At 65.7% G+C, this 23,747-nt stretch carries 20 protein-coding genes; 18 read left to right on the top strand and 2 right to left on the bottom strand.

Translation table 11 applies throughout. The features are described 5' to 3' along the window. The first annotated feature begins 203 nt into the window (after window positions 1–203). The 10 genes from ispC to N4261_RS18685 are packed head-to-tail and all read left to right on the top strand — an operon-like array spanning window position 204 to window position 10,558. Window positions 204–1,394, top strand: coding sequence for a 1-deoxy-D-xylulose-5-phosphate reductoisomerase (gene ispC / locus N4261_RS18730; protein ID WP_261760770.1), 1,191 nt, complete (start codon window positions 204–206; stop codon window positions 1,392–1,394). Window positions 1,395–1,446: 52 nt separating this feature from the next. Continuing rightward, window positions 1,447–2,820: an RIP metalloprotease RseP gene (gene rseP, locus N4261_RS18725; RefSeq protein ID WP_261756786.1), complete on the top strand. Its 1,374-nt coding sequence runs from the start codon at window positions 1,447–1,449 to the stop codon at window positions 2,818–2,820. Window positions 2,821–2,853: 33 nt separating this feature from the next. Continuing rightward, window positions 2,854–5,133, top strand: a complete 2,280-nt coding sequence (bamA, locus tag N4261_RS18720) for an outer membrane protein assembly factor BamA (RefSeq protein WP_261760769.1) — start codon at window positions 2,854–2,856, stop codon at window positions 5,131–5,133. Further along, window positions 5,133–5,642 (top strand): OmpH/Skp family outer membrane protein, encoded by a 510-nt coding sequence (locus tag N4261_RS18715; RefSeq protein ID WP_261756785.1) that lies wholly within the window; start codon window positions 5,133–5,135, stop codon window positions 5,640–5,642. Before bamA ends, N4261_RS18715 begins: the two co-directional genes overlap by 1 nt. Then, window positions 5,643–6,704 (top strand): UDP-3-O-(3-hydroxymyristoyl)glucosamine N-acyltransferase, encoded by a 1,062-nt coding sequence (gene lpxD / locus N4261_RS18710; RefSeq protein ID WP_261756784.1) that lies wholly within the window; start codon window positions 5,643–5,645, stop codon window positions 6,702–6,704. It abuts the gene before it with no gap. Continuing rightward, entirely contained in the window at window positions 6,701–7,156 is a 456-nt protein-coding gene (gene fabZ / locus N4261_RS18705) for a 3-hydroxyacyl-ACP dehydratase FabZ (protein ID WP_261756783.1), read from the top strand. The genes lpxD and fabZ overlap by 4 nt, the downstream gene beginning before the upstream one ends. A gap of 23 nt (window positions 7,157–7,179) precedes the next feature. Then, on the top strand, window positions 7,180–7,971 hold the full coding sequence (lpxA, locus tag N4261_RS18700; protein ID WP_261756782.1) for an acyl-ACP--UDP-N-acetylglucosamine O-acyltransferase: 792 nt from the start codon (window positions 7,180–7,182) through the stop codon (window positions 7,969–7,971). Window position 7,972: 1 nt separating this feature from the next. Continuing rightward, window positions 7,973–9,121: a lipid-A-disaccharide synthase gene (gene lpxB, locus N4261_RS18695; RefSeq protein WP_261756781.1), complete on the top strand. Its 1,149-nt coding sequence runs from the start codon at window positions 7,973–7,975 to the stop codon at window positions 9,119–9,121. Continuing rightward, on the top strand, window positions 9,093–9,779 hold the full coding sequence (rnhB, locus tag N4261_RS18690; RefSeq protein WP_261756780.1) for a ribonuclease HII: 687 nt from the start codon (window positions 9,093–9,095) through the stop codon (window positions 9,777–9,779). Before lpxB ends, rnhB begins: the two co-directional genes overlap by 29 nt. Beyond that, on the top strand, window positions 9,776–10,558 hold the full coding sequence (locus tag N4261_RS18685; RefSeq protein WP_261756779.1) for a TrmH family RNA methyltransferase: 783 nt from the start codon (window positions 9,776–9,778) through the stop codon (window positions 10,556–10,558). The genes rnhB and N4261_RS18685 overlap by 4 nt, the downstream gene beginning before the upstream one ends. 189 nt (window positions 10,559–10,747) lie before the next feature. Here the strand turns inward: N4261_RS18685 and ppsR are convergent, their stop codons facing one another. Further along, complete coding sequence (gene ppsR, locus N4261_RS18680; protein WP_261756778.1) at window positions 10,748–11,581, bottom strand: posphoenolpyruvate synthetase regulatory kinase/phosphorylase PpsR; 834 nt, start codon at window positions 11,579–11,581, stop codon at window positions 10,748–10,750. Between the two features lie 377 nt (window positions 11,582–11,958). Between ppsR and ppsA the strand changes: the two genes are divergently transcribed. The 8 genes from ppsA (at window position 11,959) to N4261_RS18640 (ending at window position 21,941) form a co-directional block, all read left to right on the top strand. After that, on the top strand, window positions 11,959–14,370 hold the full coding sequence (ppsA, locus tag N4261_RS18675) for a phosphoenolpyruvate synthase (protein ID WP_261756777.1): 2,412 nt from the start codon (window positions 11,959–11,961) through the stop codon (window positions 14,368–14,370). Between the two features lie 613 nt (window positions 14,371–14,983). After that, on the top strand, window positions 14,984–17,056 hold the full coding sequence (locus N4261_RS18670) for a sodium:solute symporter family protein (protein ID WP_261756776.1): 2,073 nt from the start codon (window positions 14,984–14,986) through the stop codon (window positions 17,054–17,056). A 286-nt stretch (window positions 17,057–17,342) separates the two neighbouring features. Beyond that, window positions 17,343–17,705, top strand: a complete 363-nt coding sequence (rpsF, locus tag N4261_RS18665; protein ID WP_088382416.1) for a 30S ribosomal protein S6 — start codon at window positions 17,343–17,345, stop codon at window positions 17,703–17,705. A 72-nt stretch (window positions 17,706–17,777) separates the two neighbouring features. After that, window positions 17,778–18,062, top strand: a complete 285-nt coding sequence (gene priB, locus N4261_RS18660) for a primosomal replication protein N (RefSeq protein ID WP_261756775.1) — start codon at window positions 17,778–17,780, stop codon at window positions 18,060–18,062. A gap of 145 nt (window positions 18,063–18,207) precedes the next feature. Then, the gene (rpsR, locus tag N4261_RS18655; RefSeq protein WP_261756774.1) at window positions 18,208–18,498 is read left to right on the top strand and encodes a 30S ribosomal protein S18; all 291 of its coding nucleotides are present in this window, start codon (window positions 18,208–18,210) and stop codon (window positions 18,496–18,498) included. Window positions 18,499–18,508: 10 nt separating this feature from the next. Next, the gene (gene rplI / locus N4261_RS18650) at window positions 18,509–18,961 is read left to right on the top strand and encodes a 50S ribosomal protein L9 (protein ID WP_261756773.1); all 453 of its coding nucleotides are present in this window, start codon (window positions 18,509–18,511) and stop codon (window positions 18,959–18,961) included. A gap of 206 nt (window positions 18,962–19,167) precedes the next feature. Next, on the top strand, window positions 19,168–20,595 hold the full coding sequence (gene dnaB, locus N4261_RS18645) for a replicative DNA helicase (RefSeq protein ID WP_261756772.1): 1,428 nt from the start codon (window positions 19,168–19,170) through the stop codon (window positions 20,593–20,595). 227 nt (window positions 20,596–20,822) lie between these two features. Continuing rightward, entirely contained in the window at window positions 20,823–21,941 is a 1,119-nt protein-coding gene (locus tag N4261_RS18640) for a PA0069 family radical SAM protein (RefSeq protein ID WP_261756771.1), read from the top strand. A gap of 60 nt (window positions 21,942–22,001) precedes the next feature. On the opposite strand, the gene N4261_RS18635 is transcribed toward N4261_RS18640, so the two are convergent. Further along, window positions 22,002–23,726 (bottom strand): phosphoethanolamine transferase, encoded by a 1,725-nt coding sequence (locus tag N4261_RS18635; RefSeq protein WP_261756770.1) that lies wholly within the window; start codon window positions 23,724–23,726, stop codon window positions 22,002–22,004. Between the last annotated feature and the right edge of the window lie 21 nt (window positions 23,727–23,747).

The raw sequence follows: 23,747 nt of genomic DNA, 5'->3' as shown, positions 1-23,747 counted from the left end.
AGCTCTTGCCGCGAGGCGCATCCGATCGCAGTGAGGTCCAGCGACCGAACGCCTGATCGGCTTGCGGCTTGCAACGGGAGCGTCACGCAGCCGGAGGTTGTTCGTGGACGTGGCGAGGGCCTGCTGCTGACTGCGTCCTGATGTTCCTGTGCTCCTCTTCTTGATCCGACTGTGACGACCTTGTGATGACAGCTTCTTCCCGTCTGCCCCAACAGGTCTGCGTGCTGGGATCGACCGGATCGATCGGCACCAACACGCTGGATGTGATGGCCCGTCATCCGGACCGCTACCGCGTGTTCGCGCTGTCGGCGATGAGCCGCGTCGACGAACTGCTGGCGCAATGCTTGGCCCATCAGCCGCGTTATGCGGTGCTGCCGGATGCCGCGTTGGCCGCTCGGCTGCGAGACGGCCTGCGCGCCGCCGGTGTGCGCACCGAGGTGCTGGAAGGCCCGGAGGCGTTGTCGCAGGTTGCGGCCCATGAGGACGTCGATGCGGTGATGGCGGCGATCGTCGGCGCCGCCGGCCTGGCCCCCGCCATGGCCGCCGCGCGTGCGGGCAAGCGGTTGCTGCTGGCCAACAAGGAGGCCATCGTGCTGGGCGGTGCGCTCTTCATGCGCGCGGTGGAGCAGGGCGGCGCCACGCTGCTGCCGATCGATTCGGAACACTCCGCCATCTTCCAGTGCCTGCCCGAAGACCGCGACACCTGGCATCAACGCATCGATCACATCGTGTTGACCGCGTCCGGCGGGCCGTTCCGGCAACGCGATCCGGCGACCCTGGCCGACGTCACGCCCGAGCAGGCCTGCGCTCATCCGAACTGGGTGATGGGGCGCAAGATCTCGGTGGACTCGGCCACGATGATGAACAAGGCCCTGGAGGTCATCGAGGCGCGTTGGCTCTTCAACCTGCGACCCGAGCAGGTCAAGGTGGTGATCCATCCGCAGAGCATCGTGCATTCGATGGTGGTGTGCCGCGACCACTCGGTGCTGGCGCAACTCGGCACGCCCGACATGCGGGTGCCGATCGCCTACGGACTGTCCTTCCCGGAGCGGATCGAATCCGGCGCCAGCATGCTCAATTTGCTGACCACGCCCAACCTCAGCTTCGAAGAGGCCGACGCCCATCGCTTCCCTGGCTTGCACCTGTCCTGGCAGGCGCTGCGTGCGGCCGAGGGCAGCACGGCGGTGCTGAATGCGGCCAATGAAGAGGCGGTGGCCGCCTTCCTTGAGCGGCGTTTGCGTTTCGATCAGATCTGCCGCGTCAACCGCGAGACACTCGAGACCGTTGCGCCTGAGGCCGGCGAGGTCGACAGCGTCGAGGGTCTGCTGACGCTGGATGCGCGGGCCCGACGCCATGCGCAGGATTTGATTTCGTCACGCAGCGCGACCGTCTGATTTCGCGCACTCACCCTGCCCAACGGCCGCCCACCGCCACCGGACTTCCATCGTGACCCTTTCACAGATCCTTTATTTCCTCATCACGCTGGGCATCCTGATCGTGGTGCACGAGTGGGGCCACTACCGTGTTGCACGGGCCTGCGGCGTGAAGGTGCTGCGCTTTTCGGTGGGCTTCGGCCGTGTGCTGCTGCGTCGACGCAAGCACCCCGATGCGACCGAATTCACCCTCAGCGCCATTCCGCTGGGCGGCTACGTCCGGATGCTCGACGAGGGCGACGGCAATGTCCCGCCCGAACTGCGCTCGCAAGCCTTCAATCGCAAGACCCTGTGGCAGCGCGCGGCCATCGTGTCGGCCGGCCCGGCCGCGAATCTGATCCTGGCGGTGCTGCTGTTCGCGGCAGTCGGCTGGATCGGGCGCGAGGAACCGAAAGCGGTGCTCGGCACACCGGTGGCGGGTGGCCTGGCGGATCGCGCCGGTCTGCGCGCCGGCGATTGGGTGCAAGCCTGGTCCGATGACGGTCGTGAATGGGAGGATGTGCGCTCGCTGCCCGATCTGGGCTGGCAACTGGCGCAGGCGGTGGCGGACAAGCGCCCACTGTTCCTGAGCGTCACCAACGCGCAAGGTCACGGCCATCGCAATGTGAAGCTGGAGACCGACTCGCTGCCCAGCCGCGACCTGGACGACCGCACCATGCGGGCCATCGGTCTGGGGGGCGCGTATGTGGAACCGGTCGTGGGTGAAGTCCGCGCCGGCGAGCCAGCGGATACGGCCGGCCTGCATGTGGGCGACCGGCTGCTGCGCGTCAACGGCGAAGCGGTGCCGGACATGGCCTGGTTTGTCCAGCGCGTGCGTCGCGCAGTGGTGGACGGTCAGGCACAGCCGCTGCGCATCGACGTGCGGCGCGACGGGCAGGAGCTCTCGCGTGAGATCACGCCCCGCCTGGACGGCCAGGGCGAGGCCCGCGTGGCCCGCATTGGCGCGGGTTTCCAGGACAACGCCGAACGGGTGACGGTGCATTACGGGCCACTGGAATCGGTGACGCAAGGCGTGACCCGCACCTGGGAACTGAGCGCGCTGACCGTCAAGACGCTGGGCCGCATGCTGATCGGTGAAGCTTCGGTAAAGAACCTCAGCGGCCCCATCACCATTGCCAAGGCGGCGGATCAGTCGGCACACCTCGGTGTGACGGCGTTTCTGAGCTTTCTGGCGGCCATCAGCGTGAGCCTTGGCGTGCTGAACCTGCTGCCGTTGCCGATGCTCGATGGCGGACACCTGATGTATTATCTTTTCGAGGGTCTGAGCGGCCGCCCTGTCTCCGAGTGGTGGCACAAGCAGCTGCAACGTGCAGGTATCGCCGTCGTGCTGCTGATGATGAGTTTGGCCCTTTTCAACGATCTGACCCGCACGTTGGGTCTGCACTGAAGCTTCCGCATGTCCCGATTCCTGCCTGAGCCTATGCGCCCCCATGTCATTCAACTGGCGGTGCTGGCCACCGCGATGCATGCGAGCGCCGCATGGGCCGTTGATCCCTTCGTTCTCAAGGACATCCGCGTCGAAGGACTGCAGCGGACCGATCCCGGAACGGTGTTCGCCGCCCTGCCGTTCCGCATCGGCGATACCTACAACGACGAGAAGGGCGCCGCCTCCCTGCGTGCGCTATTCGCGACCGGCCTGTTCAAGGACGTCCGCATCAACATCGACACCGATGCGGTGGTGGTGGTCATCGAAGAACGGCCGATCATCGCCAACGTCGGCTTCGTCGGCCTCAAGGAGTTCGACACCGATGCGTTGACCAAGTCGCTGAAGGACGTCGGCATCGGCGAAGGCAAGCCCTTCGACAAGGCCCTGGCCGACCGCGCCGAGCAGGAACTCAAGCGTCAATACCTGACCCGTTCGCTGTACGGCGCCGAGGTCACGACCACGATCACCCCGATCGAGCGCAACCGCGTCAACGTCAGCTTCTCGGTCACCGAGGGCGAGCCCGCCAAGATCGGTGAGATCCGCATCCTGGGCTCCAAGGTGTTCAGCGAAAGCACGCTGCTGGGCCTGCTGGAGCAGACCACCACCGGCTGGCTGACCTGGTACACCAAGACCGACCGCTACTCGCGCGCCAAGCTCAATGCGGACCTGGAGACGATCCGTTCGTACTACCTGAACCGCGGCTACCTCGAGTTCAACGTCGAGTCCACGCAAGTCACGATCTCGCCGGACAAGCAGAGCATCAGCATCGCCATCACGGTGAACGAGGGCCAGCCCTACACCGTCAGCGCGGTGAAGATCGAAGGCGAGTTCCTGGGCCGCGAGGAAGAGTTCAAGCGCCTGATCGCGCTCAAAGCGGGTCAGCCGTACAACGGCGAAGCCGTCGCACAGACCACCCGCAACTTCCAGGATCTGTACGGCACCTTCGGCTATGCGTTCGCGCGGGTCGAGAGCCGTCCGGAAATCGATCGCGCCACCGGACAGGTGGTGGTGACCCTGGTCGGTGAACCGCAGCGCCGCGTCTATGTGCGCCGTGTCCTGCTCTCCGGCAACACCCGCACCCGTGACGAAGTCATCCGACGCGAGTTCCGCCAGTTCGAATCCGCCTGGTACGACGGCGCCCGGATCAAGGCCTCACGCGACCGCGTCGAGCGTCTGGGCTACTTCAAGGACGTCACCATCGATACCACCGAAGTGCCGGGCTCGCCCGACCAGGTGGATGTGACCTTGACGGTGACCGAGCGTCCCACCGGCAACATCCAGATCGGCGCGGGCTACTCCAGCGCCAGCAAGCTGTCGCTGTCGGGCTCCGTCTCGCAGGAAAACGTCTTCGGTTCCGGCAACTACCTCGGCATCCAGGTCAACACCGCCAGCACCGGCCGGTCGCTGGGCGTGTCGACGGTGGACCCGTATTTCACCGTGGACGGCATCTCCCGCGCGGTCGACGTGTTCTACCGGACCGTCAAGCCGATCAACACGCTGGGCGAAGAGTACGAACTGGCCTCGGTCGGGGGCTCGGTGAAGTTCGGCGTGCCGTTCTCCGAGGAAGACACTGTGTTCTTCGGCGTCGGCTACGAGAACACCCGCATCACCACCTCCACCGGTCTGCCGAACAGCTACTTCCTGTTCCGCAACCAGTTCGGTGCCTCGGCCAACGCGATTCCGCTGACCATCGGCTGGAAGAACGACAACCGCGACAGCGTGATCACCCCGACCGCCGGGTCGATGAAGCGGGTCAACCTGGAGTTGAGCCCGTTCGGTGATTCGCGTTATTCGATCGCGAACTTCCAGTACCAACAGTTCCTGCAACTGGGCCGCAAGTTCTCGTTGATGTTCAACGGCGAAGTGGCCTGGGGTTCGGGACTGGGCGGCCGCCCGTATCCGATCTTCAAGAACTTCTACGGCGGTGGCCTGGGTTCGGTGCGGGTGTTCGAGCCCGGCACGCTGGGTCCGGTCGACGTGACCGGCTCCTACACCGGCGGCAACCGCAAGTTCAACCTGAACACCGAGCTGTATGTGCCGGTTCCGGGTTCCGGCAACGACAAGAGCTTCCGCCTGTTCGGTTTTGTCGACATCGGCAATGTCTGGGGCACCGACGAAAAGCTGCAGTTCAAGGACACCCGGGCCTCGGCCGGTGTCGGTATCAGCTGGCTGTCTCCCATGGGTCCGCTGCGCTTGAGCTATGGCTCGCCGGTGCGCAAGAAGCCGACGGATAGAATCGAGCGATTCCAATTCCAGATCGGGACTGCATTCTGATGAAGAGCACGCTGTTGAAGACGGTTGCCGCTGTCGCCCTTGCCGCGATGGCGCCCTTGGCTGTGCAAGCCCAGGAATTCAAGATCGGCTACGTCAACAGTGAGCGGATCCTGCGCGAGACCAACCTGGCCAAGGCCTCCGAAGCGAAGCTGCAGGCGGAGTTCGGTCGCCGCGAAAAGGCGCTGCTCGAACTGGAGACCAAGCTGCGTGGCGCGGCCGAGAAGCTCGACAAGGACAGCCCCGCGCTGACCGAAGCTGAGCGTTCGCGCCGTCAGCGCGAACTGATCGAACAGGACCGGGACCTTCAGCGCAAGCGCCGCGAGTTCAATGAGGACGTGGCCCAGCGCAAGAACGAGGAACTGTCGGCCGTGGTCGAGAAGGCCAACAAGGTCATCAAGCAGATCTTCGAGCAGGAAAAGTACGACCTGATCGTTCAGGATGCGGTGCACGCCAGCCCGCGGGTCGACATCACCAAGAAGGTGATCGACGCGCTCAACGGGCAGAAGTAAGTGAAACAGGTCCAGGTTTCGGAACTGATCGCCGCCTTGGGCGGCGATCTTGTTGGTGCTCCCGACACCCTCATCAGCGCCATCGCGCCGCTGGACGAGGCCGGACCGGACGCGATCGCGTTCCTGTCCAATCCCAAGTATCAACCCCAGCTCGCCACCACCCAGGCCGCGTGCGTGATCGTCTCGCCGGCCTCGGCCGACGCGGCGTCCGCCCGCCGCGGCAACGGCCAGGTCGCCTGCTGCATCGTGGCGCGCGATCCCTATCTCTACTTTGCCGAGCTCACCCAGTGGTGGGTGAAGCACATGCGCGCGCCGCGTCCGGCGCCCACGGTGCATCCAACGGCCAGCGTCGCGGCAGATGCGCACATCGGCCGCGAGGTCGAGATCGGCCCGTTCGCAGTGATCGAATCCGGTGCCCGCATCGGTGACGGCGCCCGCATCGGCGCGCATTGCATCGTCGAGCATGATGCGGTGATCGGCGCCGGCACGCGGCTGGCCCCTCATGTCGTCTTCGGCTTCAACTGCGAGATCGGCGAGCGCGGCCTGGTGCACAGCGGCGTCGTCATCGGTGCCGACGGTTTCGGCTTTGCGCCGACCCCGGGCGAGGCGGGCGTGAAGTGGGTCAAGATCGAGCAGCTCGGTGCGGTCCGCATCGGCCATGATGTCGAGATCGGCGCGAACACCTGTATCGACCGCGGTGCCCTGGGCGACACTTGGATTGCCGACGACGTCATCATCGACAATCTGGTCCAGATCGCGCACAACGTGAAGATCGGTCGCGGCACGGCGATCGCCGGCGCGGTGGCGATCGCCGGCAGTGCCGAGATCGGCGCCAACTGCATCCTGGCGGGTGCGGCCCGGATCAACGGCCACATCAAGATCACCGACAACGTGCAGATCGGACCCACCGCGCCGATCAGCAGCAGCATCACCAAGCCGGGCGCCTACGCCGGCATGTATCCATTCGACGAAGCAGGAAACTGGGAAAAGAGCGCGGCCACGCTGCGCAAGCTTTATGACCTGCGACAGCGCGTCCGTGCGCTGGAAAAGAAGACGACATGAACGAGACCCGCATCGACATCCACGGCATCCTCGAGAAGCTGCCGCATCGCTATCCCATCCTCCTGGTCGACCGCGTCCTGGAAGTGGAGAAGGGCGTGCGCATCCGCGCTCTGAAGAACGTCAGCATCAACGAGCCCTTCTTCCAAGGGCACTTCCCGCACCGTCCGGTCATGCCGGGTGTGCTGATCCTGGAAGCGCTGGCCCAGGCCGCGACGCTGCTGGCGGTCGAGAGCTATGACTTCACGCTGGATGAAAACCATGTCGTGTATTTCGCCGGCATCGATGGTGCCCGCTTCAAGCGGCCGGTCGAGCCCGGCGATCAACTGATCCTGGACGTGACGCTGGAACGCGCCAAGGCCGGCATCTACAAGTTCGGTGCCAAGGCCTTCGTCGGCCAGGACATCGTGGCCGAAGCCGGCCTGATGTGCACCATGCGCAAGCTGGACTGCTGAACCCCGCCCGTCAACGCGCGAACATGGCCAAGATCCATCCCACCGCCCTCATCGATCCGCAGGCGCAGCTCGATGATTCTGTCGAGGTCGGCCCCTATGCGGTGATCGGCGCCGAGGTCCGCATCGGAGCGGGCACGACCATCGGCCCGCACACCGTGATCCAGGGCAAGACCACGATCGGCCGCGACAACCGCATCTTCCAGTTCGCCTCCATCGGCGCGATGCCGCAGGACATGAGCCACGGCGGCGAAGTGACCGAGCTGGTGATCGGCGACCGCAACACCATTCGCGAGTTCTGCACCTTCAACACCGGCACCTTCAAGGAGCAGGGGGTCACCCGGGTCGGCTCGGACAACTGGATCATGGCCTATGTGCATGTGGCCCATGACGTGGTGATCGGCGATCACTGCGTGCTGGCCAACAATGCCACCTTGGCCGGCCATGTGCATGTGGGCGATTGGGCCACCATCGGCGGCCTGACTGGCGTGCATCAGTTCGTGCATGTCGGTGCGCACGCGATGATCGGTTTCCAGGGTCATGTGGCCCAGGACGTCGCGCCCTACATGACGGTGGATGGCAATCCACTGTCGGTACGCGCGGTCAACCTGACCGGCCTGCGCCGGCGCGGCTTCAGCAATGAGCGCATCGGCGTGATCCGCCAGATCCACAAGCTGCTGTTCCGCGATGGGCTGACACTGGAGCAATCGGTGCAGGCCATCGACGCGCTCAAGGCCGAGCAGGACGCCGCCACGGTGGCGGACATCCAGTTGATGCTGGACTTCCTCGCGGCCGCCAAGCGCGGGCTCGTGCGCTGACATGACCTCCACCACGGATCCTCGTCTGGGCCTGGTGGCCGGCGAGGCCTCCGGGGACCTGCTGGCCAGCCTGCTGCTTCAGGGCCTGAAGGCCCGCTGGCCCGGTCTGACCTCCGCCGGCATTGGCGGCCCGCGCATGCAGACCCAGGGCTTTGACGCCTGGTGGCCCAGCCACAAGCTGTCGATCTTCGGCTACTGGGATGCCATCAAGAACATTCGCGAGCTGCTGTCGATTCGCCGTCAACTGGGCGATCGCTTGCTGCAGGAGCGCCCGTCGGTGTTTGTCGGCGTGGACGCGCCGGACTTCAATTTCGGACTGGAACAACGGCTGCGCGAGGCCGGCATCAAGACGGTCCATTTCGTCTGCCCGTCGATCTGGGCATGGCGTGCCGAGCGTGTGCACACCATCCGGCGCAGCGCTGACCATGTCTTGTGCCTGTTCCCCTTCGAGCCCGCCCTGCTGCACCAGCATGGCATTGCCGCCACCTATGTCGGCCATCCGCTGGCCGACCAGATCCCGCTGGAGCCTCCCCGTGCCGAAGCCCGGCGCGCGCTGGACCTGGGTGACGACGACACCGTGATTGCGCTGCTGCCCGGCAGTCGTCGCAGTGAACTGACCTACATCGGCCCGGCGCTTCTGGATGCGGCGCAGCGGATGCGGCGTGCGCGTCCGGGGCTGCGTTTCGTGATCCCGGTCGCCCCGGGTCTGCGTCCGATGGCCGAAGCGCTGGTGCGAGAACACGGACACGGGCTGCCGCTCACGCTGCTGGACGGCCGAGCCCAGGACGCCCTGGCCGCCTGCGACCTGACCCTGGTCGCCAGCGGCACCGCCACGCTGGAAGCGGCGCTGTACAAGCGGCCGATGGTCATCGCCTACAAGCTGCACTGGTTCAATGCCTGGCGCATGAAGGGCAAGGCGCTGATGCCGTGGGTCGGGCTGCCGAATGTGCTGGCCGGCGAGTCCCTGGTGCCGGAATGCTTGCAGGACGACTGCACTGGCGAGAAGATCGCTGCCGAGGGTCTGGCTTGGCTGGATGATGCGCCGCGTCGTGCGCGCGTTCAGCAGCGCTTTCTCGAGATTCACCACACGCTGCGCTGCAATACCGCGCAAAGGGCCGGCGATGCGATCGCGCAAATCCTTGGCGCCTGAGCAACTCGGTCTCGCCTGGGACCGCGAAGGCCTGCTGGCCGGTGTGGACGAGGCGGGCCGCGGGCCGCTGGCCGGACCCGTCGTGGCCGCTGCGGTGATCCTGGATGAACTTCAGCCCATCGTCGGGCTCAACGATTCAAAGGTGCTCAGCGAGAAGAAGCGCGACCATCTCTTCGAAGAGATCCGCGCCAAGGCGCTGTGCTTCTGCATCGCCGAAGCCACCGTCGAGGAGATCGACCGCATCAACATTCTGCAAGCCACGATGCTGGCGATGCGTCGAGCGGTCGAAGGCCTGCGGCTCAAGCCTGGCAAGGTGCAGGTGGACGGCAATCGGCTGCCGGTGCTGCGCGTGCCGGCGGAAGCCATCATCAAGGGCGATGCGCTGGTGCCGTCGATCTCGGCGGCCTCCATCCTGGCCAAAGTGCACCGCGACCGGCTGTGCGTGCAGATGCATGAGCAGCATCCGCAATACGGCTTTGCGACCCACAAGGGCTACGGCACGCGCGAGCACCTGGAAGCGCTGCGGCTGCATGGCGCCAGCGCCTGGCATCGGCAGAGCTTCGCGCCGGTGCGATCGACCCTGTCGGACCTGGTCGCGGCCACCGAGAACGCCAAGCGTGAGCGCTCGGCCGAGCGTGTGCCGGCGGAGCGTCGATGAGCTGGCTCCCTATTTCCTCGCGTGACAACCCCCATCTGCAACGGCTGCGCAAGCTGGCGCAGGACGGCAGCGCCTATCGCAAGCTGGACGGCGTCTGGCTGGAGGGCGATCACCTCGCGCGCGCGGCGGTGCAGCGGGGCCTTCGCCCGGCGCTGGCGCTGATCACCGATGTGGCGGCGCAGGATGATGCCTTGCACGCGCTCGCCGATCAGGCGCCGCGGGTGCTGGTGGTGCCGGCCGCGCTGTTCAAGACGGTGTCCGGCCTGGAGTCGCCGGCGCAGATCGGCTTTGAGCTGGGTCTGCCGTCGATGCCGACGATCGATCCGTTGGCCGACAGCGTCGTGCTGGATCGGCTTCAGGATGCGGGCAATGTCGGCACGATCCTGCGCAGTGCCGCAGCATTGGGCTTCCGCCAAGTGCTGGCCCTCAAGGGCACGGCGGCTTTGTGGTCGCCCAAGGTGCTGCGCGCCGGCATGGGGGCGCACTTCGGGCTGCGGTTGATCGAGGGTCTGCAGGAGAGCGACCTGGCCGCGCTGCGGGTGCCTTTGCTGGCGACCAGCTCGCATGCGGACGCCCTGCTGCATGAGGCGGACCTGCCGCAGCCGTGTGCCTGGGTGCTGGGCCACGAAGGGCAGGGCGTGTCCGAGGCGCTGATGCGCCGCTGTGCCCTGCGTGTCGGCATCCCGCAGCCGGGCGGCGAGGAATCGCTGAACGTGGCGAGCGCGGCATCGATCTGCCTGTACGAGTCGGCGCGACGTCGCCTGGCCGGGGCGCGCTGAGCGTCCGCCCGGCCGGCGAGGGCGCAGCCCTCGTGCCGTTCGTCATTTGCGATGAGTGCCCCGCCGCTCGCTGTGAAGCGTGGTGCGCCATGCGCCTCCCGCTTCCCGCTTCCCGCTTCCCGCCGCCCGTTGAGTGCACCATCCGCTCGCCCGACCGCCGCGACGGCTCGGGGCGGGCCATCAATACCATCAATACATCAGCCGATCCGGCCGGATGTCCCGCAGGATGGTGGTGGCGATTTCCTCGATCGACTTGTGGGTCGACGACAGCCAAGAGATGCCGGCCTTCTTCATCATCGTCTCGGCTTCCCGGACTTCGTAGTGGCAGTTCATCAGGTCGGCGTACTTGCTGCCCGGGCGGCGCTCGTTGCGCACCTGCGCCAACCGTTCGGGATCGATGGTCAGGCCGAAGCACTTCTTCTTGTGCGGCACCAGCAGCGAGGGCATGGCGCCGCGGTCGAAGTCTTCCGGAATCAGCGGATAGTTGGCGGCCTTGATTCCGTGCTGCATGGCCAGGTAGAGCGAGGTCGGCGTCTTGCCGCAGCGGCTCACGCCCACCAGGATCACATCCGCAGAGTCCAGGTTCTTGGCGGATTGACCGTCGTCATGGGCCAGCGAGTAATTGATGGCCTCGATGCGGTCGTGATATTCCTGGCTCTTGGCGATGTCGGAGAAGCGACCGACCCGGTGGTTGGACTTGATGTTGAGCTCGTCTTCCAGCGGGGCGATGAAGGTGCCGAACATGTCCAGCACCAGGCCCTGGCACTCCTGGCGCACCACATTGAGCACCTCCCGGTTCACCAGGGTCGCGAACACGATGGGCCGCAGGCCTTCGCGCTGACCGGTCTCATTGATCTCGCGCACCAGCTGCCTGGCCTTCTCGCCGTTGTCGACGAAAGGGCGCCGGACATGACGGGCCTTGACCGAGAACTGGGCCAGGATCGAGTTACCGAAGGTTTCGGCGGTGATGCCGGTACCGTCCGAGACAAAGAACACGGTGTGCTGGGCGGTGGGCTGGTTCATGGCGGGCCTTGGAAGGGTGGGGCGGCGCAGTGGGCCGGAGGCAGCGTGGCGGGTGCGGGGCTTGTTGGGGGCGGTTGGCGGGCGCCGATCAACGTCCGGGCACGTGGCGTGCCGCAGCCCTCTCGGCTCCCCGCCGGTCCCCGAATCAGGGTTTACATCATAGAGGCGTGAACCCGTAGAATCGGCCGCAGTTTGCCCCTGTCCATCATGAACGCCCCGCCGCGACGCCCACAAGAATCGACAACATCTGTCGCGCGGCCCGTCATGTCCGTTCGTCTCCGCCGTGCCGCTGGAGGCGGCCTGGCGCAGAGGCCGAACGGCGTCGCCCACGGCGTCGGACGAGGAGCCCCGGTTTTCCAACATCACGGAGTTTTCCCATGTCTGATGCACGCTTCGAGGCGACCGCCCTGGTTGTACCCTTCGAGAAACTGAGGATGACCGACGTCGAGTCGGTGGGCGGCAAGAACGCCTCCCTCGGCGAGATGATTTCCCAGCTGGCCGATGCCGGTGTGCGCGTGCCCGGCGGCTTCGCCACCACGGCCCATGCCTTCCGCAACTTCCTCAAGCATGAGGGCCTGGATGCGCGCATCCAGAAGCGCCTGGCCGATCTCAACACCGATGACGTGCGTGCGCTGGCGCAGGCCGGCGCGGAAATCCGCGGCTGGCTCGAAGCGCAACCCTTCCCGGCCGATCTGGAGGCCGCGATCCGGGCCGAGTTCGCCCGCCTGACCGAAGGCAATCCGGAGGCGTCCTTTGCGGTGCGCTCCTCCGCCACGGCGGAAGACCTGCCGGACGCGTCGTTCGCCGGTCAGCAGGAGACCTTCCTCAACGTCGTCGGCATCGAGGACGTGCTGCACAAGATGAAGGAAGTGTTCGCGTCGCTCTACAACGACCGTGCGATCAGCTACCGGGTGCACAAGGGCTTCGCCCACAGCGACGTCGCGCTCTCCGCCGGCGTGCAGCGCATGGTGCGTTCCGACCTCGGCGCGGCCGGCGTGATGTTCACCATCGACACCGAATCGGGCTTCAAGGATGTGGTGTTCATCACCTCCAGCTACGGCTTGGGCGAGACGGTGGTGCAGGGCGCGGTCAACCCGGACGAGTTCTATGTCCACAAGCCGGCGCTGCAACGCGAGAAGTTCGCGCTGATCCGCCGCAACCTGGGATCCAAGCTGATCCAGATGACCTTCGCGACCCCGGAAGAGAAGGCGGCTTCCGGCAAGCTGGTGAAGACGGTGGATGTCGAGGTCGAGCAGCGCAACCGCTACTCGCTCAACGATGACGATGTCATCCAGCTGGCGCGGTACGCCATGATCATCGAGCAGCATTACGGCCGCCCGATGGACATCGAATGGGGCAAGGACGGCAACGACGGCCTGCTCTACATCCTGCAGGCTCGCCCGGAAACGGTGAAGAGCCAGGCCGAAGGCCAGGTCGAGCAACGCTTCAAGCTGAAGGGCCAGGGCACGGTGCTGGCCGAAGGCCGTGCGATCGGTCAGAAGATCGGAACCGGTCCGGTCCGGCTGGTCGACAGCGTGGCGGAAATGGAGCGGGTGCAGCCTGGCGATGTGTTGGTCACCGACATGACCGATCCCAACTGGGAGCCAGTGATGAAGCGCGCCAGCGCCATCGTCACCAACCGTGGTGGCCGCACCTGCCACGCGGCCATCATCGCGCGTGAACTGGGCATCCCCGCGGTCGTCGGCTGCGGCGATGCGACCGACAAGCTCAAGGACGGCCAACTGGTGACGGTGGTCTGTTCCGAGGGCGACACCGGCTACATCTACGACGGCCTGCTGGAAACCGAGGTCAGCGAAGTGCATCGCGGCGAGATGCCTTACTGCCAGGTGAAGATCATGATGAACGTCGGCAATCCGCAGCTGGCCTTCAACTTCGCGCAGATGCCCAACAACGGCGTGGGCCTGGCGCGGCTCGAATTCATCATCAACAACAACATCGGCGTCCATCCGAAGGCCATCCTCGACTATCCGAATGTCGACACCGATCTGAAGAAGGCGGTCGAATCGGTGGCCCGCGGCCATGCGTCGCCGCGCGCCTTCTATGTCGACAAGCTCGCGGAAGGCATCGCCACCATCGCCGCCGCCTTCTGGCCGCAGCCGGTCATCGTTCGACTGTCCGACTTCAAGAGCAACGAGTACCGCAAGCTGATCGGCGGCTCGCGCTACGAGCCGGACGAAGAGAATCCGATGCTGGGCTTCCGCGGTGCGTCGCGCTACATCAGCGGTGAGTTCTCCGACGCTTTCGCCATGGAATGCGAGGCGCTCAAGCGCGTGCGCAATGACATGGGGCTGACCAACGTCGAGATCATGGTGCCCTTCGTGCGCACCGTGCGCCAAGCCGAGAAGGTCGTGGCCATGCTGGCCGAGCGCGGACTCAAGCGCGCGGCAGCGGGGGGACAGGACGGCCTGCGCGTCATCATGATGTGCGAGGTGCCGAGCAATGCGATCCTGGCGGAACAGTTCCTGGAACATTTCGACGGCATGTCGATCGGCTCCAACGACCTGACCCAGCTCACCCTGGGCCTGGATCGCGACTCCGGCCTGGAACTGCTGTCCGGCGACTTCGACGAACGCGACCCGGCGGTCAAGGCATTGATCTCGCGTGCCATCGCCGCCTGCCGCGCCACCGGCAAGTACGTCGGCATCTGCGGCCAAGGCCCCAGCGACCATCCCGACTTTGCCGACTGGTTGGCTGGTGAAGGCATCGTGTCCATCTCGTTGAACCCGGACTCGGTGATCGAGACTTGGCAACGTCTGGCCAAGCGCTGATCGACGCTTGCGCCTTCTGTTGCAGTCCACCGCTGCATTGCTGACAGCCTGAGCGAAGGCCGTCTGGCTTCTTGATGAGACCGCTCCATGTGTCTGCATGGAGCGGTCTTTTGCTTTGTGGGCAATGCTCGGTGAGTCGAGCCGGAGAGACCGTCGGCCATGAGGGCGAATGCGCAGCGTCTGAGCCAGCGTGGTCAACGGTCTCTGCGGCTGCCGCTCGTTGGGGGTCTTTCGAGCGGCGAGAGAGGCCGCCTACCTGCGCCGTTCAGCGCGTTGGGCCGCGAGGGCATGGGGCCTTGGCAGGGCCAAAACCCCAAGCCCTCCCGTCCTCGAACCACGGAGGACTGAGGGGTGTAGGGACCGAGGCTTTTGAGGGGCGAGGCATCGCACGTGGGGTGGCGTGGCCTGTCTGTCGAAGGGCGCCGTGCGCTTGGGGCCAACCTCGGTGGTTCGAGCCGGAGAGACCGTCGGCCACGAGGGCGAATGCGCAGCGTCTGAGCCCGCGTGGTCGACGGTCTCTGCGGCTGCGCTCGTTGGGGCGGGGGGGCTTGCGCGTACTACCGGGGAAGATCGGGATGCGCAGCCGAGCTTGGCCGGTGGATGATCAGCCGCCATGTCCCAAACCCCTGATGCAGCCTTTCGACATCGTTTGAACCGCAACTACGCGGCCTACACCGTGGGCTTCGTGCTGCTGGTCGTGGTGCTGGGCGTGCTGGAGCGCTGGGGCATGTCCAAGCAATGGCTGGGCTTCTCGTTCCTGCTGCTGACAGTGCTGGTCTATGCCTGCATCGGTGTGTTCAGTCGAACGACGGATCCGGTCGAGTACTACGTCGCGGGGCGGCGCGTGCCGGCGTTCTACAACGGCATGGCCGCCGGGGCAGACTGGATGAGCGCCGCGTCCTTCCTCGGCATGGCGGGCAGCCTCTACCTGGCCGGCTACGGCGGTCTGGCGTTCATATTGGGATGGACCGGCGGCTTCTGTCTCGTGGCCCTGTTGCTGGCGCCCTATCTGCGTCGCTTCGGTCAGTTCACCGTGCCGGACTTTCTCGGCGAGCGCTTCGACAGCCGTGGCCTGCGCGTCATGGGTGCCGCCGCCGCCGTGCTGGTGTCGTTCATCTATGTGGTCGCCCAGATCTATGCGATCGGCCTGATCACCACGCGGTTGACCGGGCTCACCTTCGAGATCGGCGTGTTCGTCGGACTCGGCGGCGTGCTGGTGTGCTCGTTCCTGGGCGGGATGCGGGCGGTCACCTGGACCCAGGTGGCGCAATACATCATCATGATCCTGGCCTACGTGCTGCCGGTGATGTGGTTGTCGATGCAGCAGACCGGCTGGCCGCTGCCGCAGTTGACGGCGGGTCGGCAACTGCATCAGATCACCGCGCGCGAGCAGGTCCTGCTGCAGGATCCCGCCGAGCGCCAGGTGATGGCCCTGCATGAACAGCGTGCGCGAGACTACGAACGCCTGGTGGCGGAGCTGCCCCAGTCACTGGATCTGGAGCGGCAACGCGCCTCCCAGCACATCGCGCAGCTCAAGTCGGAGGACGCACCGCTGGCGCAGATCCAGGCGGCGGAGAAGCAGCGGGCAAGCCTGCCGCGCACCGAGGTCGAAGCCCGTGAGCAGTGGCTACGCGCCGCCCGTCAGCAGCATCAGCGTTCCGAGCCCTTGGCCGGGATGCCGCCGCATGCCCGGCCTTTCGCCGGTGATCCGGCAGGAACGCCCCAGGAGCGCGAGGCCTTCGATCTGTCGCGGCGCAATTTTCTGGCGCTGGTGTTCGTGCTGATGGTGGGCACCGCCGGCCTGCCGCACATCCTCACCCGCTACTACACGACCCCCAGCGTGGCCGAGGCCCGCACCTCGGTGGCCTGGTCGCTGTTCTTCATTGCGCTGCTCTATCTCAGCGCGCCGGCGCTGGCGGTGCTGTTGAAGTACGAGGTGTTCAATCACCTGGTGGGCATGCCGATCGCGGAGCTGCCAAGCTGGGTGCGGCAGTGGATGCGGGTGGATCCGGGGCTGCTCAGCATCCAGGACATCAACCATGACGGCCTGTTGCAGCTCGGCGAACTTCGATTGGGCGGCGACGTGGTCATGCTGCTCACGCCCGAGCTGGCGGGCCTGCCCTATGTGCTGGCGGCGATGGTGGCTGCCGGGGCCCTGGCCGCCGCGCTGTCGACGGCGGACGGGCTGCTGTTGACCATCTCCAGCGCACTTTCCCATGACATCTACTACCGCGTCATCAACCCTCGGGCCAGCATGACGCAGCGGGTGATGGTGTCCAAGGCGCTGTTGCTGGCCACTGCGTTGACCGCTGCGGCAGTGGCGGCACAGAAGCCTGCGGACATCCTGCTGCTGGTGTCGGCGGCGTTCTCGCTCGCCGGCGCCAGCCTGGTGCCGGTGCTGGTGGGCGGCATCTTCTGGCCACGAGCCAACAAGCAGGGGGCAGGGGCCGCGATGTTGGTGGGATTGGGCGTCACGCTGTACTACATGATCACCGCGCATCCCGGGTTGCGTCAGGCGATCGGGCTGCCCGGCGAGCCGCAACTCTGGTGGGGCATCCAGCCGGTGTCCGCCGCCCTCTTCGGCGTGCCGGCCGGGGTGGTCACGCTGGTGATCGTGAGTCTCATGACGCCACCGCCGTCGGTGGCTGCACGTGCGGTGCAGGCGCAAGTGGTGCGGCCGGGTTGAACGCGGGCCCGCTGAATGACGCGGATGAACGCGTGGCTGAAGAGGGGACGGAAGGGGCGGCTGCATGAGCGGTTGCATGAGCGGCTGCATGAGCGGCTGACGGCGTGGTCGAGCGGCGATTCGGCACGTCCGTGACCGTCTTCTGCAGCTTTGCTGGACGGCAACTGCACGAATCCACTAGAATCGCGGGCTTCCCTTGCCGGACCCACGACTTGACGCTGGGGTTCGGCTTTCAGGTCGGCAGGGAACTCTTCCCGACGATCGTTGAAACCCACAAGGAGTGTGTATGCGTCACTACGAGATCGTTCTGCTGATCCATCCGGATCAAAGCGAACAAGTTCCGGCCATGCTGGAACGCTACAAGGGCCTGGTCACCAACGGTGGTGGCAAGGTGCACCGCGTGGAAGATTGGGGCCGCCGTCAACTGGCCTACATGATCCAGAAGCTGGCCAAGGCGCATTACCTGTGCCTGAACATCGAGTGCTCCAAGGAAATCCTGGTCGAGCTCGAAACCGGCTTCCGCTTCAATGACGCCGTGCTGCGTCACCTGACCGTCGCCAAGGACAAGGCTGAAACCGCCCCGTCCGTGATGATGAAGGCTGTCGAGCGCGAAGAAGCCCGCAAGGCTCCCCAAGAAGCGTCCGCCTGAGCTGGCAGGCGCGAGTCTGAAGTTCTCGTTCAACCCATTCGCTGAACAACGATTCCAGGAGCGACCGCCCGCATGAACCAACTGGTCCTGCAGGCACAGATTCTGGAACTGGCGGCGATCCGCTACACCCCCGCCGGCCTTCCCGCGCTGGACCTCATGCTCCGGCATGAATCCCAGGCCGATGAAGCCGGGACCCGCCGCAAGGTAGTCCTGGAAATCAAGGCGGTGGCGATCGGTGAGATCGTCAAGCGGCTGCAGTCGATGAGCCTGACCCAAAACGCGGTGTTCACCGGGTTTTTGTCAGCGCAACGACAAGGTCGCGGCACGGTGTTTCACATCACCGGCATCGAGCACTGACCCACCGGTCGGCGCTCCGGTCCGGAGAGAAGCACGGTGACTCACTGTGACGCAGGGTTAGAGGGTTAGAAGTGGCTGAACGGCACGCTTCGCAAGAGATTCGCGCACATCGTTTTATCTGGATAGATTCGTAAAGAGGTCAACTATGCCCCCGCCACGTGGTAAAGGTCGGTTCTCCAAGGACCGCAAGCCCAAGCGCAACCAACAATCGCTGCTGTTCCGCCGCAAGCGTTTCTGCCGCTTCACCGTCGCCGGTGTCGAGCAGATCGACTACAAGGACGTGGACACGCTGCGCGACTTCGTCAGCGAAAACGGCAAGATCGTTCCCGCACGCCTGACCGGCACGCGCGCGTTCTTCCAGCGTCAGCTGTCGGTGTGCATCAAGCGCGCCCGCTACCTGGCTCTGCTGCCGTACAGCGACCAGCACAAGGTCTGAGGAGAACACCATGCAAGTGATCCTGCTTGAAAAGGTGGCCAACCTCGGCAACCTCGGCGACGTCGTCAAGGTCAAGGACGGCTACGCCCGCAACTTCCTGATCCCCACCCGCCAAGCCCGTCGTGCGACGGAATCGGCGATCAAGGAATTCGAAGCCAAGCGCGCCGAACTGGAAAAGGTCGCCGCTGAGAAGCTGGCCACCGCCCAAGCCCTGGGCGAGAAGCTGGCCGGCAAGTCCGTCACCATCAGCCAGAAGGCCGGCGTTGACGGTCGTCTGTTCGGTTCGGTGACCAATGCCGACATCGCTGAGGCGCTGACCAAGGCTGGCCACGCCATCGCCAAGTCGCAAGTGCGTCTGCCCAACGGCCCGCTGAAGACTGTCGGTGAGTTCACCGTGTCGGTCGCCCCCCACACCGATGTGGTGGTCGACGTGACGATCCAGGTCGTCGCCGAAGCCGAGTAAGACTCGACAGCCCCGCGGGCGCTCTGCAGCGCTCCTGGGGCATACCCCCACCACGCCGTCTCGTTCGAGGCGGCAAGATGGGGCAAGATGAAGAAAGCCGACTGCTGCGAAGCGGTCGGCTTTCGGCTTTCTGGGGGGCGGAGTTGTCCACCTGATGTCCCGCCCCATCCAGAGCTTTTCCAACGCTTTCCCACAGAGTTGTCCACATGTCAGCGATCCTCTCCGCCACGCCCTCCGGTTCCGGCGCCGGTGACGATGAGGTGGCCCGCCTGCGCGTGCCGCCGCACTCGACCGAGGCCGAGCAAAGCGTGCTGGGCGGCCTGCTGATCGACAACACCGCCTGGGACAAAGCGGCCGACACCCTCAGCGACACCGACTTCTATCGTTACGAGCACAAGCAGATCTACGCCTCGATCGGCAAACTGATCAACTCCGGCAAGCCGGCGGACGTGGTGACCGTGTTCGAAGAGCTGACCTCGGTCGGCAAGGCCGAGGAGTGCGGCGGGCTGGCCTACCTGAACGCGTTGGCGCAGGGCGTGCCAAGTGCCGCCAACCTTCGCCGCTATGCGGAAATCGTTCATGAGCGCGCGATCCTGCGCAAGCTGGTCTCCACCTCCGACGAAATCGCCACTGCCGCGCTGAACCCGCAGGGTCGTGCGGTCAACGAGATCCTGGACGAAGCCGAAGGCAAGATCTTCCGGATCAACGAAGAGGGCTCGCGCGGTGGCCAGGGCTTCCAGAGCATGGACCGCCTGATGGTCGAGCTGATGGACCGGGTCAACGAACTGGCGGAGCAGGGCGCCGAGGACGTCACCGGCGTGCGCACCGGCTTCTACGACCTGGACCGCATGACCGCCGGCCTGCAGCGCGGTGACCTGATCATCCTGGCCGCCCGCCCGTCCATGGGCAAGACCGCCTTCGCGATCAACATCGGCGAAGCGGTGGCGATCAATGAAGGCCTGCCGGTCATCATCTACTCGATGGAAATGGGCGCGGCGCAGCTGGCGTTGCGGATGGTCGGCTCGATCGGTCGCATCGATCAGAGCAACCTGCGCACGGGGCGCCTCAAGGACGATGAATGGGGCCGCCTGGCCGAAGCGGTGGACAAGCTCGGCAATGCGCCGATCTACATCGACGAGAGTCCCGGCCTGTCCCCCAGCGAAGTGCGGGCGCGGGCGCGGCGGCAGGCGCGCATTTCGGGCCAGATCGGGCTGATCATCATCGACTACCTGCAGCTGATGAGCGGCAACGGCGGTGGCAGCGAAGAGAACCGCGCGACCGTCGTGGGCGAAATTTCCCGCGGATTGAAGGCGCTGGCCAAGGAGCTGCGCTGCCCGGTGATTGCGCTGTCGCAGCTCAACCGCTCGGTCGAAACCCGTCCGGACAAGCGCCCGATGATGTCCGACCTGCGCGAGTCCGGTGCCATCGAACAGGATGCGGACATCATCATGTTCATCTACCGTGACGAGTACTACACCAAGGACGAGTGCAAGGAGCCGGGTGTGGCGGAGATCATCATCGCCAAGCAGCGTAACGGCCCGGTAGGCACGGTGAAGCTGGCCTTCGCGCGGCACAACACCAAGTTCGAAAACCTCGCACCCGGCTACGTCAGCCCGGGCGGCGACGAGTACTGATCCGCGTCGGCTGCCACAGCCCGCAGCTGCAGCTGCAGCCGCATACGCATACGCATACGCAGCTGCTGCTGCAGCCGTGTGACTGCGGTTATCTGCCTCTGCGGAGGCGCCAATGAGCGGTGCTCCAGACGGCGGATCTCTGTTCCGACGTCCCGCGCACCGCACTGGCAGATCGGCGCGCGCAAAAAGCACTGGCGGTTCGATGCAATGCTGTATAAATTCACAGCATGCCTCGCGACACCCGCATTGCCACCTCCCCGCTGTACCTTCAGGCTGAGGCCCTCAAGGGGCGCGGCAGCGCATGGGCCATTCCTCACCGATTCGATACCCAGGAACGCGAGCAATACGACGACGGCTGGGGCACGCTGGACCAGCAGGCCAGCGAGCAGCATCTCCCGCCGCAGACGGAGATCATCGAGGAACAGGCCAAGCGCATCGTCAGCGGCAACCAGTCGCCCGACATCGGTTTTGACTTTTCGATCAATCCGTATCGGGGCTGCGAGCATGGCTGCATCTACTGCTTCGCCCGGCCGACCCACAGCTACCTCAACATGTCGCCCGGGCTGGATTTCGAGACCCGCATCATCGCCAAGGTGAATGCGGCCGAGCGGCTGCGCGAAACGCTGGCCTCACCGGCCTACCAACCGAGCTATCTGGTGCTGGGCACCGCCACCGACGCCTACCAGCCGATCGAGCGCAAGCTCGGCATCACCCGCGCGGTGGTGGAAGTGTTGACCGAGGCCCGGCATCCGTTCTCGCTGGTCACCAAATCCAGTGGCGTGGAGCGCGACCTGGATCTGATCGTGCCGATGGCGCAGCGCCATCAGGTCTCGGTCTATCTGTCGGTGACCTCGCTCGATCCGGAACTGTCCCGTCGGCTCGAGCCGCGGGCGGCCTCACCGCAGCGGCGTCTGCGGACCATCCGCACCCTGGCGGAGGCCGGTGTGCCGGTCGGCGTGAGCGTCTCGCCCATCATCCCGTTCCTCAACGAACCCGAGCTCGAACGCATTCTCGAAGCTGCCGCAGAAGCCGGCGCGACGCGCGCCTTCAGCATCCCGCTGCGCCTGCCGTGGGAGGTGGCTCCGCTGTTCAAGGACTGGTTGGCCCAGCATGAGCCCGCCAAAGCGGCTCGCATCATGGCCCGGCTGCACGACATGCGTGGCGGCAAGGACAACGACCCGCGTTTCGGCTCGCGCTTCACCGGTGAGGGCATCTGGGCCGAACTGCTGCAGCAGCGCATGCGCAAGGCGACCCAGCGGCTGGGCTTGGGCCGGCAGCGGCATGAGTTCGACTTCAGCGAGTTCCGCCGGCCGTCGAAGGTGGTGGGGCAGCAGTCGCTGTTCTGATCCGGTCCGCGTTGTGGAGCGCATGGCCCAATCGCCGGGCAGGGCGGTGAGGCGCGTGGCTCACTGAGGCGTTGCCGGCGCAGCGGCCTCGATGCGTGACTGCCGGCAGGCGGCCACCCAGTCCCAGTCCTTGCGATAGAGCGCGGTCTGCACACCGCTCAGGCTCAGGACCGTGTGGTACAGGCCATCGTGCGAGAGCGGCATGTCCAGGCGCTTCTTGAGGCAAGCCTCATCCAGACGCTGGGATTGGCGGGTGGCGGGCGGCAGCCACATCACCAGCGGCACATGCTTCTGGAACTTCGGCGCCAGGGCGTAGGGCATGCCGTGGAGGAACAGGTTGTTCTCACCCAGCGATTCCCCATGGTCCGACACATACAGCAAGCTGGGATCGAACTGCCCCTCCTGCCGGCCCAGCCATTGGATGGCCTGGGACAGGACATGGTCGGTGTAGGCAATGGTGTTGTCGTAGGCATTGCGGACCTGGTCGATCGGGCACTGCTGCAAGGCGCTGCTCCGGCATTCGGGCTTGAACGGCTTGCGTTCGTCGGGCGTGCGCTTGAAGTAGGCCGGCCCGTGACTGCCCATCTGGTGCATCACCAGCACCACACCGCGTGCCGCCCGTTGCGGGTCCAGGCCCGCGATGCGGGCGTCCAGGTCGTGCAGCATCGCCTCATCGAAGCATTCGCCATCGCTGCCGCACAGGCCGGCCGGCAGGGGATGGTCCGGGCGTGCCGGGTTGATCGCCTGCGCATTCGGCACGCGGTCGCACACGCCCTTGCAACCGGACTGGTTGTCCAGCCACAGCACCGCCAGGCCGGCGCGCTGCAGCACGTCAAGCAAGGTTTCCTGGTTGCCGGGATGATCGACGAAAACCTCGCGGCCCAGGTGCGAGAACATGCAGGGCAGCGAGGCCGCCGTGCTGGTGCCGCAGGACGCGACTTCGCGATAGCTGAGCACCGGCAATTGGCTCAGCTCGGGATTGGTCGGGCGGTCGTAGCCGTTGAGCGCGAAGTTGGCCGAGCGTGCGGTCTCGCCCACCACCAGCAGCACCAGCGGTGGCTTGGTGCCTGCTGCGCGCGGCGCCAGATGCGCATCCGCGCCGACGACCTGCGGCGGTCCCTTCGGGGTGCGGGTCTTCTGCACCGCCAGCGCGCCGGTGGCCCACAGCGCATTGACCGGGCTGACCATCTTGGTCAGCACCTTGTGGTTGCGCAGGGTCGAGGCCATGTCGGCGGTGCGGGTCGCCGCCAGACCCACGCCCGCCAGCAGCGCGAGCGCGACGCTCGCCAGATTCCATCCCAATCGCTTGAACCAGCGGGTGTCTCGCACCCGTTGGCGCCACAGCCACAGCAGCGGCAGCAGGGCGATCACGACCAGATGCACCACCAGCCCCCAGCCCAGCAGATCGCGGGTCTCCCGGACGTCGGTCTGCAGCGCGTTGGTGATCATGGTGCTGTCGATCACCACGCCATAGCTGCCGATGAAATAGGCCAGCGGCGCCGTCATCAGCAACAGGATGGCGATCAGCGGCTTCACCGCCACGCGCCAGGCCAGCAGGCTGAAGAGGGCGCCCAGGACCATGATCACGATGCCGGCGAACACCGCAATGAAGATCGTGCCGCGAGCGCCATCGAAATCAGGCATCCCGGCCATGCGCTGCCACAGCGGCCAATTGCCGAACAACCCAATCCACAGGGCGGCCCACCAGGTCAAGATCAGGGGAGAGCGTCCCTGGTCAGGACCGGCAACGGCTGCGGCGAGAGGGCGGGAATCGTGCAAGGACATCTTGAAGAAAGCAGGTGGGGT

Source organism: Roseateles amylovorans (genome assembly GCF_025398155.2).
GTDB classification, from domain to species: Bacteria; Pseudomonadota; Gammaproteobacteria; order Burkholderiales; family Burkholderiaceae_C; genus Roseateles; species Roseateles amylovorans.
Note: the sequence above shows the minus strand (reverse complement) of the source record. Positions and strands in the feature narration are given on the sequence as shown.